The following is a 17,764-nucleotide window of genomic DNA, read 5'->3' as shown; positions in this document are numbered from 1 at the left end:
ATCATAAGACCCTATGAACCTTGAAGAACTGGTAAAGATCATGGCTGCGCTGAGGAGTGAGAAGGGCTGTCCCTGGGACAAGGAACAGACGCGGGAATCGCTCAAGCCCTTTATTATTGAAGAGGCATACGAGGTGATTGATGCCATCGATCAGAAAACCCCCGATGAGGTGAAAGAGGAATTAGGCGATCTCCTGTTCCAGATCGTGTTCCAGAGCCGGATAGCAGAAGAGAATGGCGAGTTCAGGCTTGAAGATGTCATTGACGGCATAGCAAAGAAAATGATCTCCCGTCATCCTCATGTGTTCGGTGACTCGGACATCAGAACATCAGAAGAGGTTTTGGTCAAATGGGACGAGCACAAGAAAAGGGAAGGCAAGCAGAAAGAGTCGATACTGGAAGGCATACCAAAGACCATGCCGGCGCTTCTGCGTGCCAAAAAGCTCCAGGACCGGGCTGCGAAGGTCGGCTTTGACTGGGAAAAGATCGACGATGTCCTTTTGAAGCTGGACGAAGAGGTGAGCGAATTCAAGCAGGCCGTGAAAGAGAGGAAGGAAGCTCCGATCGAGGACGAACTTGGCGATATCCTCTTCATGATCGTGAATATCTCCCGTTTTATTGGAGTGAATCCTGAAGAGGCGCTCAGAAAAACGATCAGCAAATTCATATCCCGCTTCCGGTATATCGAGATGGCTGCGGCTGAAAACGGTGATAAGCTCTCTGACATGAGCCTTGCAGAAATGGATGCGCTCTGGGATGAGGCGAAACGGCGGCAGCGATCCTGAAGCGGCTTGGGAGCAGAACCGCAGTATTTGCAGGGCTGAATTTGGTGTAAGGTCAGCTGTTCTGAGCCGTTCTGAGAAGCTTTCTTGATACTTTCAATTATTCTTTGTTTGCAGTAAAATAAAGGACTTTAAGCAGGAGAGGTGCAGGAGATGGGACATGTAAAAGGACTAAAATGCAGGGAATGCGGCAGGGAATATCCGGTTGACCCTATTTATGTCTGTGAGTTCTGTTTTGGCCCGCTTGAAGTCGCCTATGACTACGCGGGCATAGCCGCGGCGATAACGAGAAAAAAGATCGAGCAGCGTCCGGAAAACCTCTGGCGCTACCGGGAACTCCTCCCCATAGACGGCGAGCCTCAGGTTGGCCTCAATTCCGGGTTCACACCGCTCATTAAGGCAGACAGGCTTGCAAAGACGCTCGGCCTTGATGCGCTCTATATCAAGGACGACACGGTTGTCCATCCTACACTTTCATTCAAGGACCGCGTTGTTGCGGTTGCGCTTACCAAGGCAAAGGAGTTCAGGTTCGATACGGTTGCCTGCGCATCCACCGGCAACCTTGCCCATTCCGTATCTGCTCATGGCGCGCGCGCAGGCTTCAACCGTTTCATTTTTATTCCGGCAACGCTTGAGGCCAGCAAGATCGTGGCATCTCTTGTGTACGAACCGAATCTCATAGCGGTTGACGGCAATTACGATGACGTGAACAGGCTCTGCAGCGAGGTTGCGAACAAATACCGCTGGGCATTTGTGAATATCAATATCAGGCCATTCTATGCAGAGGGGTCAAAGACGATCGGTTTTGAGATCGCAGAACAGCTTGGATGGAAGGCTCCTGACAATATTGTTGTGCCCTGTGCAAGCGGTTCGCTTCTGACCAAGGTATGGAAGGCGCTCAAGGAGTTCAAGGAAATAGGCATCCTGAAGGAGCTTGATACGAAGATCTTCGGCTCTCAGGCAGCAGGCTGCAACCCCATTGCTGCTGCGGTCAAGGCCGGCACGGACATCATCCGGCCGGTGAAGCCGAACACGATCGCAAAATCGCTCGCCATCGGCAATCCTGCGGACGGTTTTTATGCGTCCCAGGTGATCAGGGAGACGGGCGGACATGCTGAGGATGTTTCTGATCAGGAGATCATCGATGCCATAAAGCTTCTCGCAAGGACCGAGGGTATCTTTGCCGAGACGGCAGGTGGCGTGACCCTGGCAGCGACCCGAAAACTGATCGCAAGCGGAAAGATAAAGCGCGACGAGATGACGGTCATCTGCATTACCGGAAACGGGCTGAAGACCCAGGAAGCGCTGCAGGGACAGACGACATTGCCGCACTATATAAAGCCGAGCCTCGCCTCATTCGAGGAAGTGCTCGAAAAAATAAACAACGCCCAATAACAAGGAGGGACGTGATATGGCAGTGAAAGTAAGAATACCCACACCGCTGCAGAAACTGACACAGGGAAAGGAAGAGGTCGACGGAAACGCAGGAACGATCATTGCATTGGTGAACGAACTTGACAAGGCTTACCCCGGTCTTGCAGAAAGGGTCTCAGAGAATGGCAAGATCCGCAGGTTCGTCAACATCTATCTTAATGATGAGGATATACGGTTCCTGAATGCTGAAGAGACGCCCGTCAAGGACGGCGACGAGGTCTCCATTGTCCCGGCCATCGCAGGCGGAGCCTGTTAGGAGTCTATGATGAAATCACGCGTGAAGCTGACCTTTCCGCAGAACCTTATCAAGGAGCCGGTTATCTTCTCTATGGCAAAGCAGTTCAATGTTATGCCGAATATCAGACGGGCCAGGATCACGGAAACAGTAGGAGAGATGGTGCTTGAGCTCGAGGGAGCCCAGGATGATCTCGATCGCGGCATAGCTTTTCTGAAGGAAAAAGGCATCGAGGTCGAGATGGCTGTAGGCGACGTCATCGAGTAGTTCCGGCAGAGCAAGGAATTCCTGTGAAATATATTGTGATCGTTGGAGATGGCATGGCTGACAGGCCCCTGGCGGAGCTTGGCGGTAAGACGCCGCTGCAGAAGGCCTATACGCCGAACATGGACCGGCTTGCTGCGACAAGCAGCCTGGGGAAGGTGCGAACTGTTCCGGAAAGCATGCACCCGGGCTCTGATGTTGCCAACCTGAGCATCCTCGGGTACGACCCTGCCAAATATTATTCCGGCAGGGCCCCGCTTGAAGCGGCCAGCATCGGTGTTGAACTTGGGAAGGACGATGTTGCCTTCAGGTGCAATCTTGTTACGCTCAAGTTCAACCGGGACAGGACCAGTGCAGTGATGGAAGATTACAGCAGCGGCCATATCTCTTCAGGTGAAGCGGCGGAATTGATCAAAGAGGTGAGCGGTCAGCTCGGCACCGGGAAGATCGCGTTTTATCCCGGGGTCAGTTACCGCCATCTGATGGTCTGGGCTGAAGGATCAGTCGAGATCGAATGTGTCCCTCCCCATGATATGCTCGGCAAGGAGATCATCGATTATCTTCCGGTCGGCAGGGGCGAAGAGGTGATCAGGAAGATCATGATGGATTCTGTTGATATTCTTGAGAGCCATCCCGTGAACAGGAACAGGGTCAGGGAAGGGAAGAACCCGGGCAACAGTGTCTGGCTCTGGGGGCAGGGCAAAAGACCTCAGATGCCGACCTTTCAGGAAAAATACGGCATCAGCGGCGCTCTTGTCTCTGCGGTTGATCTGACCAAGGGGCTTGGCATCTATGCAGGATTCAGAATTCTCGAGGTCCCGGGTATGACCGGATATCTTGATACCAATTATCAGGGAAAGGCTGATGCCACGATCGAGGCATTGAAGCAGGTAGATTTTGTGTACCTGCATGTCGAGGCCCCTGACGAGGCAGGCCACTCCGGAAAATGCAAGGATAAGGTCCGGGCCATTGAGGATTTTGACAGGTTTATCGTAGGGGCTGTTCTGGAGGGGATGAAGGCCTTTGATACATACCGGATCCTTGTGCTTCCTGACCATGCGACGCCGGTAGAGCTCAGGACCCATTCGGCAGAGCCTGTTCCGTTTATGCTCTATGACAGCCGGGCTCAGAAGAATAATGCGGTGCATGCCTATGACGAGGCTATTACGGAGAGAGATGACATTATGGTTTTTGAAGAAGGATATAAACTGATGGACTTTTTTATCAAAGGATAACTTGGTCTTGTTAAGATTCTTATTCCAGGACGCATTCAAAATGATAACAAGGCGGCAAGAAGGAAGCGACGCAGGCATACTGAATGGTATGTTGAGGAGCTGACGACGAAGCCAACGCAGTTTGCGTTTGAATGCGTCCTGGAATGGACAGGTGGAGGAGAGAGTGGCACTCATAGTTCAAAAATATGGCGGCACCTCGGTCGGCAACATAGAAAGGATCAAGAATGTTGCCAACCGTGTTGCAAGAACAGTTCAGGCAGGCAACCAGGTTGTTGTGGTAGTCTCTGCCATGTCGGGCGAGACGGACAAGCTTATCGGTCTTGCGAATCAATTATCAGCAACGCCTGCAGAGCGCGAACTCGATATGCTCCTGTCGTCAGGCGAGCGCGTTACCAGTGCGCTTACCGCCATGGCAATCGATGCACTGGGCCATAAGGCAAAGTCTTTTACCGGACGTCAGGCAGGCATTGTTACGGACGCGGTCCATACAAAGGCGAAGATCGAGCGGATCAACGGGGAGCGGATCAGTAAGGCGCTGGACGAGGGGTTTGTGGTGGTGCTCGCCGGGTTTCAGGGAATTACTCCGAACGAGGACGTTACCACTCTTGGCAGAGGCGGGTCTGATCTTTCTGCTGTTGCGATCGCTTCTGCCATCAATGCTGATCTTTGCGAGATCTATACAGATGTTGACGGCGTCTATACGACCGACCCGAACATCGTGCCTGAAGCGCGCAAGCTCGACAAAATATCCTACGAAGAGATGCTTGAGCTTGCAAGTCTCGGCGCAAAGGTCCTGCAGACGCGCTCCGTTGAATTTGCAATGAAATATAAGGTGCCTGTTGTTGTCCGGTCCAGCTTTAATGATAATCCGGGAACACTGGTTGTTGAGGAGGATAGGGATATGGAGAATGTTTTTGTTTCAGGCATTGCATACGACAAGAACCAGGCGAAGGTCACGATCGTGAACGTGCCTGACAGGCCGGGCATTGCTGCAAAGCTTTTCGAGGCCATAGCAGCTTCGAATATCGTGGTTGACATGATCGTGCAGAATGTGAGCAGCGACGGGAAGTTTGCAGATATTTCCTTTACCGTGCCCAAGACCGATACACGCAAGGCCCTTGAGGTCTCAGAGGCCATTGCAAAGGCGCTGGGTGCAGAGCGTGTTGACAAGAGGGAAGACATCAGCAAGATCTCTGTCATCGGTGTCGGCATGAGGACGCATTCCGGTGTTGCCTCGAAGATGTTTCAGACCCTTGCTGCGAATAACATCAATATTGCCATGATCAGCACATCCGAGATCAAGGTTTCGTGTGTCATAGACCTGAAATATACCGAACTTGCTGTCCGGGTGCTTCACGAGGCATTCGGACTTGCAGGATAATGTATATGAGCTTTCGGCCATCAGCGGTCAGCAATCAGCGTAGACAGGTTGAATCCAGGATTCTGGATACATAATTCTTATGCGCAAAATCGAAATATACGATACCACATTGAGGGACGGCGCCCAGTCAGAGGATGTCTCTTTTTCCCTGGAGGACAAGCTCAGGATTACCGAGAGGCTTGACGATCTCGGTGTTCAGTTCATCGAGGGAGGGTATCCCGGATCAAATCCCCGTGACATTGATTATTTCAAGAAAGCGGCGAAATTAAAACTGGTCAATGCAAAGCTGGTTGCCTTTGGCAGCACGCACCGGCCAAAGAAAAAAGCCTCCAGGGATGAAACACTCAAGGCCCTTCTGGATGCAAAGACCCCGGTCATAACCATTTTCGGAAAGACCTGGGACTTCCATGTCAGAGAGGCACTGAAAGTCCCGCTTAAAGAGAATCTGGAGATTATTTTTGATTCCGTAGCCTATCTGAAAAAACATGCTGACAAGGTCTTCTTTGACGCAGAGCATTTTTTTGACGGGTACAGGACTAACCCTGACTATGCGCTGAAATGCCTCGATGCTGCCCAGGATGCGGGCGCAGACTGTCTGGTGCTCTGTGATACGAATGGCGGCTGCACGCCGACGCTTATCAAAGAGATTGTCAGAAAGATGAAGAAGCATTGCACTGCTCCCCTCGGCATTCATGTGCATAATGACAGTGACTGCGCGGTCGCCAACTCGATCGTTTCTGTTGAAGAGGGCGTGACTCAGGTGCAGGGCACGATCAACGGCCTTGGCGAGCGCTGCGGCAATGCGAACCTTATATCGATCATTCCGAATATTCAGGTCAAGCTCGGCATGCGCTGTATCAGCGACGATCAGCTTGCAAAGCTTCGGGACGTGTCCCGGTTTGTGACCGAGATCGCCAACCTCAGACATTTCAAGCGCCAGCCGTACACCGGCGACAGCGCGTTTGCGCATAAGGCGGGCATGCACGTGAGCGCCATACGCAAGCGTCCCGAGACCTATGAGCATATCAGGCCGGAGCTTGTAGGTAATTCGCAGCGCATTCTCATATCTGATCTTGCCGGGCGGGCGAATATCCTGCGAAAGGCAGAAGAATGCGGCATCAGGCTCACCAGTGAATCAACGCAGCTTCAGGACATCATTACACAGCTCAAGGATCTTGAGAGCCAGGGTTTTCAGTTCGAGGGGGCAGAGGCTTCTTTTGAACTGCTCATGAAGAAGGCGCTCGGTCTTCATAAACGGTTCTTCGACCTGATCGGCTTCAGGGTGATCATTGAGAAGAGAAAAGAAGGTGAGGAGCCGCTGAGCGAGGCGACGATCATGGTGAAGGTGAGCGGTCATACGGAACACACTGCTGCCACAGGCAGGGGCCCGGTCAATGCACTTGACAATGCGCTCCGCAAGGCGCTGGAGAAATTCTATCCCACGCTCAGGGATGTGAAGCTCCTCGACTACAAGGTCCGCGTACTCACTGCCGGCAAGGGCACTACTGCACGGGTTCGCGTTCTTGTTGAATCGGGAGATAAAGATAACCGCTGGGGCACGGTCGGAGTATCTGAAAATATCATTGAGGCGTCCTACCAGGCTATCGTCGACGGTATTGAATACAAGCTCCTTAAAGAAGAACGCTGAAACAGACATAATGCCGGACGTTGTTCTCGATGTTACAAGTCTGCCCTGTCCCCTGCCGGTGCTGAAGACCAAAAAGGCGATCGACAGCATGCAGCCCGGTCAATTGCTTGAAGTCAGCACCAAAGATGCTGCGGCAAAGACCGACGTTGTCTATCTTGTGCAGAGGCTGAAGCTGGAGTTGGTCGATATCAGCGAAGAGGACGGTATCAGCAGGATAACGATAAAAAAATAGCGGTATGCACGATAAAAACACTCTCCAAAGGCCGAGAAAATCAGGCCTTTTTCGGTTATAATCCATTTTGACAGCATGCCGTTTTTTGTGATAGCATTACAAACTTTCCTACCTGCTTTGCCGGAGTGGTGGAATTGGCAGACACAAGGGACTTAAAATCCCTCGGGGGCAACCTCGTACCGGTTCGAGTCCGGTCTTCGGTACCAACACCTTGCCCTGTAATAGTGAGCAGTTACAGGGGAACCCTGAAGTTATTCCCTGTGAGGATCAATGAGCTCAGGGCGCACCGGAGTTCTACCTGAAAACCTGGCCAAATCCCCCTGTTCATCTGTGGTATAATGAAGAAATTTCTCTGTGAGGTAGATATATGTCTGATGATATAAAAAAGGCGATATTCCCTGCTGCCGGTCTCGGCACGCGGTTTCTGCCTGCAACCAAGGCGTCTCCCAAGGAGATGCTGCCGATCGTGGACAAGCCGATGATCCAATACGGCATTGAAGAGGCGATAGCCTGTGAAATATCCGAATTTATTATCATTACCGGCAAGCATAAGAGAAATATCGAGGACCATTTTGACTATGCCTTTGAGCTTGAGGATAAGCTGAAGAAGAGCGGCAAGGAAAAGCTCCTTGAGGAGATCAACAGACTCAGCGAGATCAATATTGCCTATATCAGGCAGGGGTATGCGCTCGGCCTCGGCCATGCCATCCTCTGCGCCAAGCCCTTTGTAAAGGATGAACCCTTTGCCGTCATTCTGAGCGATGATATCATCCCTCCTGAAGAGACGCTGCTTCCCGACATGATCAAACTATACCGGAAGCTCAAGAGCCCGATCCTTGCGCTTGAGAGGGTGCCGACCAATGAGGTCAATCGTTATGGCATTATCAGCGGCACGAAGGAGCGGGACAATGTCTTCAGAATCAACAGTCTTGTTGAAAAACCCGATCCTGAAAAAGCGCCGTCCAATATGGCTATTATCGGGCGGTATATCCTGACCCCTGACATATTTGATATCCTCGCTAAAGCCAGGCCGGGCAAAGGCGGGGAGATCCAGTTAACGGATGCGATCAATCTGCTCCTGCAGAAGAGGCCGGTATACGGGTATCTTTTTGAGGGGCGCCGGTATGATGCGGGCGACAAGCTTGGTTATCTTAAGGCGACCGTGGACTTTGCCCTCAAAAATAAGGAGCTTGCAAAGGATTTCGGAAAGTATCTGCTGGAAGTTGCGAAGAAGCTCAAACATTAATTCAAGGAACAGATAAGGAGAAGCAATGGCGGAGAAAGAAAAAGATAACGATAAAGAGACCGAGATCCCGGAGATCATTCCGGTCCTGCCGGTCAGGGATATCGTGGTTTTCCCCTATATGATCATTCCCCTTTTCGTCGGCAGGGAGATGTCCATAAAGGCTATTGAACAGGCCCTTGCCGAAAGCAGGATGATCCTCCTGCTTACACAGAGGGATATGAGCATCGAAAATCCTGCTGCTACCGACCTGTATGAGAGCGGGACGGTCGGCATGATCATGAGGATGCTCAAGCTGCCGGACGGCAGGGTGAAGATCCTGGTGCAGGGCCTCTCAAAGGCAAAGGTGAAGAAGTTTCTTCGCGCAACGCCGTATATGGAAGCTGAGATCTCCAAGATCGAGGATATGAAACCGGAAAAGGTCACTATCGAGGAAGAGGCCCAGATACGAACGGTCAAGGAGCAGCTGGACAAGGCAGTTTCTTACGGCAAGACCATACTCCCTGATATTATGGTCGTGATCGAGAACCTCGACGAGCCGGGAAGGCTCGCAGACCTTGTCGCATCCAACCTTGGCCTGAAAACAGAGCAGGCACAGGAAATACTGGAGCTTACAGATCCGGTAAAGAAACTGAAGCGGGTGAGCGACATTCTCGGCCATGAGATCGAACTGCTGATCGTGCAGCAGAAGATTCAGTCTGAGGCCAGAGGAGAGATCGACAAGACGCAGCGCGAATACTTCCTGAGGGAACAGCTCAAGGCCATACAGAAGGAGCTCGGTGATATTGACGAGCGGGCCGAAGAGATCAGGGAGTTCAGGCAGAAGATTGAAGAAGCAAAAATGCCTGAAAAGGTTCTGAAGGAAGCAGAGAAGCAGCTGAAGAGGATCGAGAAGATGCACCCTGACAGCGCGGAAGCTGCGACGATCAGAACCTATCTGGACTGGCTTGTGGAGATCCCCTGGGCCAAGAGCACCAAGGACAATCTTGACATCAAGGCAGCAAAGAAGGTCCTCAATGACGATCATTATGACCTCGAAAAGGTGAAGGAGAGGATCCTCGAATATCTCAGTGTACGCAAACTCAAGGAGAAGATGAAAGGACCGATCATCTGTTTTATCGGACCTCCCGGCGTCGGAAAGACGTCGTTGGGCAGATCTATTGCCCGCTCATTGGGCAGAGAGTTCGTGCGCATGTCTCTGGGCGGTGTTCGCGACGAGGCGGAGATCCGGGGCCACAGACGCACCTATGTCGGTGCACTGCCGGGAAGGATCATCCAGGGGATCAAGACTGCAGGCACGAACAATCCGGTTTTTATGCTTGATGAGATCGACAAGATCGGTATGGATTATCGCGGAGATCCCTCATCAGCGCTGCTTGAGGTGCTCGACCCTGAGCAGAACTTCGCTTTTGCCGATCATTACCTCTCGGTGCCGTTTGATCTGAGCAATGTCATGTTCATCACAACGGGCAATCTTGCTGATACCATCCCGGGCCCCCTCAGGGACAGGATGGAGATAATATATCTCTCGGGGTATACCACAGAGGAGAAGCTCGGCATTGCAAAAAAATATCTGCTGCCAAAGCAGCTTGAAGAGCATGGTCTAACCAGCACGATCCTCTCGATCACGGACCAGGCGCTGAACCTGCTGATCGCACAGTATACCCGTGAGGCAGGTGTCCGCAATCTTGAGCGTGAGATAGCCAATCTCTGCCGGAAGGTGGCGAAAAGGATCGCTGAAGGCAAAGAAAGGAAGTTTATTGTGACCGCCAAGAATCTTCAGGGCTTTCTCGGTGTGCAGAAGTACCTGCCTGAAGAGGAGATGGCGAAGGACGAGGTCGGCGTCTCGACAGGTCTTGCCTGGACAGAGGCCGGCGGAGACATCATCTATATAGAGGCTACCACCATGAAGGGCAGGGGCAATCTTACGCTTACCGGACAGTTGGGCGATGTCATGAAGGAATCCGCGCAGGCAGCGCTCAGCTATGTCAGGTCAACGGCCAGGTCTCTCGGCATCAAGGATGACATCTTTTCAAAGACCGATGTTCACATTCATGTGCCTGCCGGCGCGATCCCGAAGGACGGTCCTTCCGCCGGTATCACGATAGCTACTGCCATAGCATCTGTTTTTAACGGCAGGCCGGTGAACAAGAATATTGCGATGACCGGCGAAGTGACGCTCAGGGGCAGGGTGCTGCCGATCGGCGGTTTGAAGGAAAAGACCCTGGCAGCCAAGCGCATGGGCATCATGAAGATCATCCTTCCGAAGCGGAACAAGAAGGACCTTGAAGATATCCCGAAGTATATCAAGAAGGACATGGAGTTCATCTTTGCCGAGACCATGGATCAGGTATTGAAAGCGGCTCTCAAGGCCAAGAAAAAATCCTGATCCCGCTATCATGAAACTGTCTCAGGCCGGCGAGCTCTCTCTCCTGGAGATTCTCAGAAAGCGCTTTGGAAAGAGGTTCCCGGGCGTTATGGTCGGCATTGGTGACGATGCCGCTGTGATCAAGGCCGGAAAGAATGTCCTCCTTACCACGGACATGATGGTGGAAGGAGTGCATTTTGACCTTTCCTGGACAACACCCTTTCAGTTAGGTTTTAAGCTGGTTTCCGTAAATGTCAGCGATATCTTTGCCATGGGCGGCATGCCTCAATATGTTCTTCTGAACTTCTCAGCGCACGGAAACAGTCGTATGAATTTTTTTGATCAGTTCTTCGACGGCATTGAGGAAGCGCTGAAAACGTACGGCATAAGCCTTATCGGCGGTGATATATCGTCTGCTGACAGGATCATGCTTTCTCTCACTGCGGTTGGAAGTGCGGAAAAGGTTCTAAAACGGAAAGGGGCCGGGATTGGTGACGGGATCTACGTGACCGGTCCGCTCGGTGATTCAGCATGCGGATTGGCACTATTGAAGAAGATCCGAAGGACGATCGATTTTTCTAAATCCGCAAGAAAGGGACTGCCTGTGGCATGGGATGTTGCCGCTCCGCTGCTGCGGAGGCATCTTATGCCGTTAGCCAGAGATCCGAAAAAAATCTCATCCACTGCCACGGCAATGATCGATATCAGCGACGGTCTTCTGATCGATCTCTCACGGCTCTGCAGGGACAGTGGGGTCGGCGCCAGGATCAGGGCCATGGACATACCTCTTTCAGACGAGATGAGGGAGACATCTGCATGGTTGGGGGTCCCGGCTCTTGAGCTGGCATTGAGCGGCGGCGAGGATTATGAGCTTCTTTTTACGGCCCCCGCAGCTTCTGCGGTAAAAGCTTTTTGTATCGGGGAGATCACGCATTCGGGAATCTCGGTGATTGACGATAAGGGGAAAAAAATAAAAGTCTCTGCGCGGGGGTATCAGCATTTCTCATCTCAGGGATAAGTTCAGGCAGATCCTCACTATTAGGGAGTCACCGCACAGAATTGCGCTGGCATTTTCTGTCGGCGTATTCATCGGGATGTCCCCGCTTATTGGGCTGCATACCGTCCTCGGTCTTCTGGTGGCATGGGCCTTCAGGCTGAATAAGTTTGTGAGTATTGTCGGCATTTACGTGACCAATCCCTGGACCATTGTACCGATCTATTCGTTTGGCATATGGATCGGCGCTAAGATCCTCTCCCTGAATCATATCATCCCGGATATTGACTGGGCGCATCTGTCCATGAAAGAACTGCTTCACACGCTGGGGCCTCTTCTCATGCCATTTCTCCTGGGTACAACGGTCCTTGGCTCAGTATCTGCGCTGCTGAGTTACGCTGTCGTCTACAGAACGGTGAAGAAGAGCCGTGCCTAAGATCTCCCTGGTAAGTCTTGGCTGTCCGAAGAACCTTGTCGATTCGGAAAACCTTCTGATGAAGCTTGCCTCAAAGGGTTTATCCTACACGGAACATAGTGAGTCTGCAGACCTCCTGCTGATCAACACCTGTGGATTTATTGATGCGGCAAAACAGGAGTCGATAGAAGAGATACTAAGGCTGGCAGCGGGCAAGGAGGCCGGGAACAAGAAGCTTGTGGTCTTCGGATGCCTTGCCAAGCGCTTTGGCGAAGACCTGAAAAAAGAGATCCCGGAGATCGATGTTCTGTACGGTGTAGGCGATGATGACAAGATCGTTGATTACTGTGCCAGTGTAGTGCCTGCCACTGCTCCTGCAGAAACGAATATTCGGCTCACTGATACGGCCTATGCATATCTCAAGATAGCGGAGGGCTGTGACAGGGGCTGCTCGTACTGTGTTATTCCGGATATCCGCGGCAGCTTCAGGAGCAGAATGCCTGAGGAGATCCTGAAAGAGGCTGAGGCCCTTATCAGGGCAGGGCGGCGTGAACTGATCATTGTTGCCCAGGACATTACAGCCTATGGCAGCGATCTTCTCCATTACGATCTCTCCAGGCTTTTAAAGGATATAGCCTCGATCAACGGAGATTTCTGGATTCGTCTTCTCTATCTCTATCCCACCGCAATTACGGATGAGCTCCTCGAAACGATAAGATCAGAGGAGAAGATCTGCAACTATCTTGATATACCGCTTCAACACACAGAACAGAAGATCCTCAGTCTGATGAAGCGCGGCGGCGGCAGCGACTATTACGAGAAACTGATACAGAAGATCAGGGATATCGTGCCGGATGTGGCACTCAGGAGCACCCTGATCACCGGGTTTCCCCAGGAGACAGAAAAGGATTTTGCAGCCATGCTTGCTTTTGTCCGGCGCGTGAAATTGGACATGCTTGGTGTCTTTACCTATTCGCGGGAAGAGGGAAGTGCTGCTTATGGGCTGAAGGGTCAGGTGCCGAAACATATCCGGATGAAGCGGCGCGACAGGATCATGGAGGCGCAGTCAGCGATCTCTCTTGAAAGGAACCAGAGGCTTGTCGGAAGGACTTTCAGAGCGATTGTGGATGAGATCGATGACGGGGTCGGGATTGCACGGATCTATTCCCAGGCGCCTGAAATAGACGGGGTCGTGTTTATAAAGGGATCAGATTTTGACAGACATGAATTTGTCCAGGTCAGGATCGATCAGGCATTTGACTATGACCTGCAGGGAACTGTTGTTGCATGAGGCGATCGCCGCTTCTTAATCTTGTGCTTTTCCTTCTCACATTTGCTTCAACGCTTGTGGTCGGGGCCATCCATGCCGGTGTCGATCTGCTGAAAGAACCTCAGGACATTCTGCGAGGGCTGCCGTTTTCCCTTACGCTGCTTTCGATACTTTTGGTCCATGAGTTTGCTCACTATATAACGTCACGTCATCATGGTATTGATGCATCGCTTCCCTACTTCATACCTGTGCCTCCCCCGCTTTCCCTGTTCGGAACGCTCGGTGCCTTTATCAAAATGCGCTCAGCCATAACCACGAAAAATGCGCTTATGGATATCGGCGCATCAGGGCCGATCGCCGGCTTCCTGGTCTCTATCGTCGCCGTTGTTATTGGTCTGCATTATTCAGAAGTGCATGCAATGCCCCGTCAGACAGGCGAGATGATAGTGTTGGGAGATTCCCTCCTGTTTATCGCGCTGTCAAAGGTCGTCATAGGCTCTATTCCCGATACCTATGAAGTTTACCTGCACCCCGTTGCCTTTGCAGGCTGGATCGGTTTTTTTGTCACTTCACTGAATCTGATCCCGGCCGGTCAGCTTGACGGCGGTCATATTGCGTACGCTGTTTTAGGAGAAAGGCACGGGTCGTTCTCAAAGTTCATGATCGGACTGCTTGTCCTGCTCGGCTATTTTTTTCAGGGCTGGCTGGTATGGGCTTTACTGCTCTTCTTTCTTGGCACAAAGCATCCGCCTATCCTCTTTCCTGATATGCCGCTCGATCCAAGGCGTAAGGCGGTAGGGTTCATTGCACTGGTTATCTTTGTTCTGACCTTTATCCCGGTCCCGGTAAGTATTAAATAGAAAGGGGCCCGGGCATTGAACCCCGGGCCCCTTTAACAGCAGTTGAATAGGTCTTTAGCCTAGAATTTCCAGGTGTATCCTACCGTTGCTTCCCACTGGTTCATCTTTATGCGTAATTCCTGCAGTGAGGGAACTTCCATTGGGTTAGGTCCGCTGACGGACTTTGAGAACGCATGCACAAGCGAAAAACTGAGGTCCTGTGTCTTTGACATGGCTCTTGTAAAACCGACCGTTGCATGCTGCTCTATGACGCCGGGAGCAAGGATGTTAAACATCACATCTTCACTGCGAATAGGCTGCTTGCCATAGGAATAGCCTGCTCTCCATGTCCAGACATCACTGCTTTTCCACTGTACGCCTGCCTTGTACACAGTCATGTCATGCCAGCCAAAGCCTGCTCCGCCGTTACTGCCCAGTGTGGTTGTCATTAAATTCGGCATCATCGGATTGCTGATAGAGGCAATGTCACTGTAGTAGATCTTCTGAACGTCAAAGAGGAATGCCAATGCCGGAGTCGGTTTAACGGCAATACCGATCGTCCAGTTCGCCGGAATGTCAAAGCCTCCCTGATCAGCAAAGAGCCCGGCATATTTGTCAAATTTAGACGTCCAGATCTTTGTCTGGTATGATGCACCTACGCTCAGAGAGGGCAATAGCTCACCATAGTAACCGATCCTGCCGCCCAATCCAAAAGCATGGTCGTGACCGTTATTGGTAAGATCATTCGGCTTGCTTGAAAAAGCACTAAAGGCCTGAAGGCCGACCACTTCAAAGCTCTGATAGGCGATAATCGGACTGAAGCCGAAAGAGTGCTTCGGCGCTACTTTTACCGAAAGAGTCGGAACGACAAATAACTGCATCAGATCAACGCCAGTCGGCCTTGTCCCATAGAATGTGTTCTTGTCGTAGTCGGTGTTCATACCGCCATTGCCGTATACTGAAATGCCGACTGAAGTAGTATTATTTAATACCCAGTTTGCACCCATGGCAGGAACAAGAAAATAGCTGCTGTCACTGTTGACCGTCCCCGGCTCCAGGCCGAATGTTCCCGGAAAGCCGGAAGGATTTCCCTCAACAGTATATTCCCTGTTTGGATTAAAAATACTGAGGGATATATCAGCACGTTTGCCCACAAAAGCCATCAGCGCAGGGTTTACCGATGCATCAAGTGAACTCTGTGGCAACGCAACTCCGGCGCCGCCCAGTGCCTTGCTCTCAATGCTGTATCCATGCGCAAAATAGCCGTTTGTTGCTTCTGCACTGCCTGTCATAAAGCCTGCCCCTGCCAGAAGAGCCACGAGCAAAATGATACGGTTAGCCCATTTACTGTCTGTCTTCCTCATTTAATACCCTCCTTTTTGTTGTTGAAAAGATTTATACATGGAATGATCCCGCGTGACTTGAAAAGTCGAAAATCCATAATCAAAGATATACTGATAGTTTTCCTCCTTTTGCGAGGCTGATTTCCCATACAGTTTCATAGATTGTAAACAATCTATTCATGTAAATTCAAGCAGTTTTTCTCATGAGAGGGACAAGGAATTTTTTGTAATTATTGTGGTATCGTATTACAAAAATACGAAGGAGATGCATATCATGAAAGTAATTCTCAAAGATGATGTAAAGGGTCTTGGTCATATGGGTGACGTTGTCAATGCTTCAGACGGTTACGCACGGAACTATCTGATCCCCAAGAATCTTGCTGCAGAGGCAAGCACAAAAAATATAAAGGAGCTTGAGCATACCAAGAAGATCATCATGGAAAAGGCTGGCAAGATCCGGGATGCCTCGAAGGCGTCTGCCGAAAAGCTTGCGGCGCTGACGCTTGTCATCAAGGCAAAGGTTGGAGAGGAAGAGAAGCTCTTCGGCAGCGTAACAAGCATGGATATTGCCGAGGCCCTCGCTGCACAGGGGTTTGATATCGACAAGAAAAAAATTCATATTGATGAACCGATAAAGCGCATAGGCGAATACGTTGTTCATATCAAGATTCACGCGGAGGTTTCAGCTCCGGTAAAAGTGCATGTTGTTTCTGAATGAGAGATTCTGAAATCCAGAAAGACCGCGTCCCCCCGCAAAGCATAGAAGCGGAGCAGTCTGTTCTGGGCGCCATTCTGCTTGATAATGACGCGCTTTTCTCCGCGGTGGAGATGCTCGTGGCTGATGATTTCTATCGGGACTCTCACAAGAAGATCTATCAGGCCATGACAGACCTTCAGCGGAAACCTGAGCCGGTCGATATCATCACCCTGACCGAATTCATGAAGGTCCGCGGAGAGCTTGAGGCTGTCGGCGGGCTGCAGTATCTCTCCTCCCTTGCATCTATCGTCGCGACCTCTGCCAATGTGCGGTATCACGCCAGGATCATCAAAGAAAAGGCGCTTGTCAGAGGGCTTCTCACTTCAGTTACCGATATCGCGAAGAATGTCTATGAAAGCGAGCAGGATGCTGATGAACTGATCGATTTTGCCGAGAAGACCATATTCCACCTGCATGACCGGAAGGTAAAGACCGCCTTCTACCCCATGAAGGATTTGATAACCGACACCTTTGTGACGATCGAAAGGCTGTATGACAGGAAAGAGTCGATCACAGGCGTACCGTCAGGATTTAAGGACATTGATGACCTGACCACAGGCTTTCAGAAGGGAGATCTGATCATTATCGGCGGAAGGCCGGGCATGGGTAAGACCGCATTCTGTCTGAACATTGCTCAGCATGTAGGCATAGGCATGAACGAGCCTGTCGCGATCTTCAGCCTTGAAATGGCGAAGGAGCAGCTGGTGATGAGAATGCTCTGTTCCGAGGCGAAAGTGGATTCGAACAAGGTGAGAAAAGGATTCATCAATAAGCGGGAGGACTGGAACAAGCTGACGAATGCTGCAGGCAAACTTGCAGAGTCCAAGATATTTATCGATGATTCGTCCGGTCTTTCGGTGCTCGAGATGAGGGCCAAGGCGCGAAGGCTGAAGCAGCAGCACGGCCTGAGCCTCATCATTATTGACTATCTTCAGCTTATGAAAGGAACCGGCAAGTTTGAGCGGCGGGAGCAGGAGATCGCTGATATATCGCGTTCTTTGAAAGCGCTTGCCAAGGAACTTGAGGTGCCGGTCATTGCACTGAGCCAGTTGAACCGAGGTGTTGAGACGAGGACCGGCAGCAATAAGAACCCGACGCTGGCTGACCTCAGAGAGTCCGGAGCAATCGAACAGGATGCCGACGTAATCATGTTCCTCTATCGAGAAGCAAAGGACGAGAAAGAGGGCAGGGGAAGCATCGTGATCGATATAGCAAAACAGAGGAATGGTCCCACGGACAAGGTTAATCTCACCTTCCTTGCTTACTGCACGCGGTTTGTCGATGCCACTGACGTCGAATATCAGGAAATGGAAGAAACTTTTTAG

Annotated in this window: 17 protein-coding genes and 1 tRNA gene; 17 read left to right on the top strand and 1 reads right to left on the bottom strand. The window is 51.3% G+C overall.

Annotated elements, in window-relative coordinates:
* Positions 1-13 precede the first annotated feature (13 nt).
* The 15 genes from mazG (at position 14) to HZB62_05955 (ending at position 14,360) form a co-directional block, all read left to right on the top strand.
* Positions 14-784, top strand: coding sequence for a nucleoside triphosphate pyrophosphohydrolase (gene mazG, locus HZB62_06025; protein ID MBI5074708.1), 771 nt, complete (start codon positions 14-16; stop codon positions 782-784).
* 150 nt (positions 785-934) lie between these two features.
* Positions 935-2,176 carry a threonine synthase gene (locus tag HZB62_06020; GenBank protein ID MBI5074707.1) on the top strand — a complete coding sequence of 414 codons (1,242 nt, stop codon included), beginning with the start codon at positions 935-937 and terminating at the stop codon, positions 2,174-2,176.
* A gap of 16 nt (positions 2,177-2,192) precedes the next feature.
* On the top strand, positions 2,193-2,471 hold the full coding sequence (locus tag HZB62_06015) for a MoaD/ThiS family protein (GenBank protein MBI5074706.1): 279 nt from the start codon (positions 2,193-2,195) through the stop codon (positions 2,469-2,471).
* 6 nt (positions 2,472-2,477) lie between these two features.
* Positions 2,478-2,717 (top strand): NIL domain-containing protein, encoded by a 240-nt coding sequence (locus HZB62_06010; protein MBI5074705.1) that lies wholly within the window; start codon positions 2,478-2,480, stop codon positions 2,715-2,717.
* Between the two features lie 23 nt (positions 2,718-2,740).
* Entirely contained in the window at positions 2,741-3,949 is a 1,209-nt protein-coding gene (locus HZB62_06005) for a cofactor-independent phosphoglycerate mutase (GenBank protein ID MBI5074704.1), read from the top strand.
* Between the two features lie 163 nt (positions 3,950-4,112).
* Positions 4,113-5,330, top strand: coding sequence for an aspartate kinase (locus tag HZB62_06000; protein MBI5074703.1), 1,218 nt, complete (start codon positions 4,113-4,115; stop codon positions 5,328-5,330).
* Between the two features lie 79 nt (positions 5,331-5,409).
* Complete coding sequence (locus HZB62_05995; GenBank protein ID MBI5074702.1) at positions 5,410-6,978, top strand: citramalate synthase; 1,569 nt, start codon at positions 5,410-5,412, stop codon at positions 6,976-6,978.
* Between the two features lie 10 nt (positions 6,979-6,988).
* Complete coding sequence (locus tag HZB62_05990) at positions 6,989-7,210, top strand: sulfurtransferase TusA family protein (GenBank protein MBI5074701.1); 222 nt, start codon at positions 6,989-6,991, stop codon at positions 7,208-7,210.
* 119 nt (positions 7,211-7,329) lie between these two features.
* Positions 7,330-7,416, top strand: a tRNA-Leu gene (locus HZB62_05985).
* Between the two features lie 161 nt (positions 7,417-7,577).
* Positions 7,578-8,456 carry a UTP--glucose-1-phosphate uridylyltransferase GalU gene (galU, locus tag HZB62_05980; protein ID MBI5074700.1) on the top strand — a complete coding sequence of 293 codons (879 nt, stop codon included), beginning with the start codon at positions 7,578-7,580 and terminating at the stop codon, positions 8,454-8,456.
* A gap of 25 nt (positions 8,457-8,481) precedes the next feature.
* Positions 8,482-10,842, top strand: coding sequence for an endopeptidase La (gene lon / locus HZB62_05975; GenBank protein MBI5074699.1), 2,361 nt, complete (start codon positions 8,482-8,484; stop codon positions 10,840-10,842).
* A 10-nt stretch (positions 10,843-10,852) separates the two neighbouring features.
* On the top strand, positions 10,853-11,839 hold the full coding sequence (gene thiL / locus HZB62_05970) for a thiamine-phosphate kinase (GenBank protein ID MBI5074698.1): 987 nt from the start codon (positions 10,853-10,855) through the stop codon (positions 11,837-11,839).
* Positions 11,802-12,251, top strand: a complete 450-nt coding sequence (locus HZB62_05965; protein ID MBI5074697.1) for a DUF2062 domain-containing protein — start codon at positions 11,802-11,804, stop codon at positions 12,249-12,251. Before thiL ends, HZB62_05965 begins: the two co-directional genes overlap by 38 nt.
* Entirely contained in the window at positions 12,244-13,521 is a 1,278-nt protein-coding gene (rimO, locus tag HZB62_05960; GenBank protein ID MBI5074696.1) for a 30S ribosomal protein S12 methylthiotransferase RimO, read from the top strand. Before HZB62_05965 ends, rimO begins: the two co-directional genes overlap by 8 nt.
* Positions 13,518-14,360, top strand: a complete 843-nt coding sequence (locus HZB62_05955) for a site-2 protease family protein (GenBank protein MBI5074695.1) — start codon at positions 13,518-13,520, stop codon at positions 14,358-14,360. Before rimO ends, HZB62_05955 begins: the two co-directional genes overlap by 4 nt.
* A gap of 59 nt (positions 14,361-14,419) precedes the next feature.
* Here HZB62_05955 and HZB62_05950 read toward each other — a convergent pair whose 3' ends face one another.
* Positions 14,420-15,703, bottom strand: coding sequence for an outer membrane protein transport protein (locus HZB62_05950; protein MBI5074694.1), 1,284 nt, complete (start codon positions 15,701-15,703; stop codon positions 14,420-14,422).
* A 253-nt stretch (positions 15,704-15,956) separates the two neighbouring features.
* Between HZB62_05950 and HZB62_05945 the strand changes: the two genes are divergently transcribed.
* Together HZB62_05945 and dnaB are read left to right on the top strand one after the other, a co-directional pair.
* Positions 15,957-16,400: a 50S ribosomal protein L9 gene (locus HZB62_05945; protein ID MBI5074693.1), complete on the top strand. Its 444-nt coding sequence runs from the start codon at positions 15,957-15,959 to the stop codon at positions 16,398-16,400.
* On the top strand, positions 16,397-17,764 hold the full coding sequence (gene dnaB, locus HZB62_05940) for a replicative DNA helicase (GenBank protein ID MBI5074692.1): 1,368 nt from the start codon (positions 16,397-16,399) through the stop codon (positions 17,762-17,764). Before HZB62_05945 ends, dnaB begins: the two co-directional genes overlap by 4 nt.

Source organism: Nitrospirota bacterium, assembly GCA_016214855.1.
Taxonomy (GTDB): Bacteria; Nitrospirota; Thermodesulfovibrionia; order Thermodesulfovibrionales; family UBA6898; genus UBA6898.
Note: the sequence above shows the minus strand (reverse complement) of the source record. Positions and strands in the feature narration are given on the sequence as shown.

Excerpts from the sequence above, each read along its gene's own strand:
- HZB62_05945 (MBI5074693.1), top strand. The coding sequence starts at position 15,957 with ATGAAAGTAATTCTCAAAGATGATGTAAAGGGTCTTGGTCATATGGGT.
- dnaB (MBI5074692.1), top strand. The coding sequence starts at position 16,397 with ATGAGAGATTCTGAAATCCAGAAAGACCGCGTCCCCCCGCAAAGCATA.
- HZB62_05995 (MBI5074702.1), top strand. The coding sequence starts at position 5,410 with ATGCGCAAAATCGAAATATACGATACCACATTGAGGGACGGCGCCCAG.
- HZB62_05955 (MBI5074695.1), top strand. The coding sequence starts at position 13,518 with ATGAGGCGATCGCCGCTTCTTAATCTTGTGCTTTTCCTTCTCACATTT.
- HZB62_06020 (MBI5074707.1), top strand. The coding sequence starts at position 935 with ATGGGACATGTAAAAGGACTAAAATGCAGGGAATGCGGCAGGGAATAT.
- HZB62_05990 (MBI5074701.1), top strand. The coding sequence starts at position 6,989 with ATGCCGGACGTTGTTCTCGATGTTACAAGTCTGCCCTGTCCCCTGCCG.
- mazG (MBI5074708.1), top strand. The coding sequence starts at position 14 with ATGAACCTTGAAGAACTGGTAAAGATCATGGCTGCGCTGAGGAGTGAG.
- lon (MBI5074699.1), top strand. The coding sequence starts at position 8,482 with ATGGCGGAGAAAGAAAAAGATAACGATAAAGAGACCGAGATCCCGGAG.
- HZB62_06010 (MBI5074705.1), top strand. The coding sequence starts at position 2,478 with ATGATGAAATCACGCGTGAAGCTGACCTTTCCGCAGAACCTTATCAAG.
- thiL (MBI5074698.1), top strand. The coding sequence starts at position 10,853 with ATGAAACTGTCTCAGGCCGGCGAGCTCTCTCTCCTGGAGATTCTCAGA.
- HZB62_05950 (MBI5074694.1), bottom strand. The coding sequence starts at position 15,703 with ATGAGGAAGACAGACAGTAAATGGGCTAACCGTATCATTTTGCTCGTG.
- galU (MBI5074700.1), top strand. The coding sequence starts at position 7,578 with ATGTCTGATGATATAAAAAAGGCGATATTCCCTGCTGCCGGTCTCGGC.
- HZB62_06015 (MBI5074706.1), top strand. The coding sequence starts at position 2,193 with ATGGCAGTGAAAGTAAGAATACCCACACCGCTGCAGAAACTGACACAG.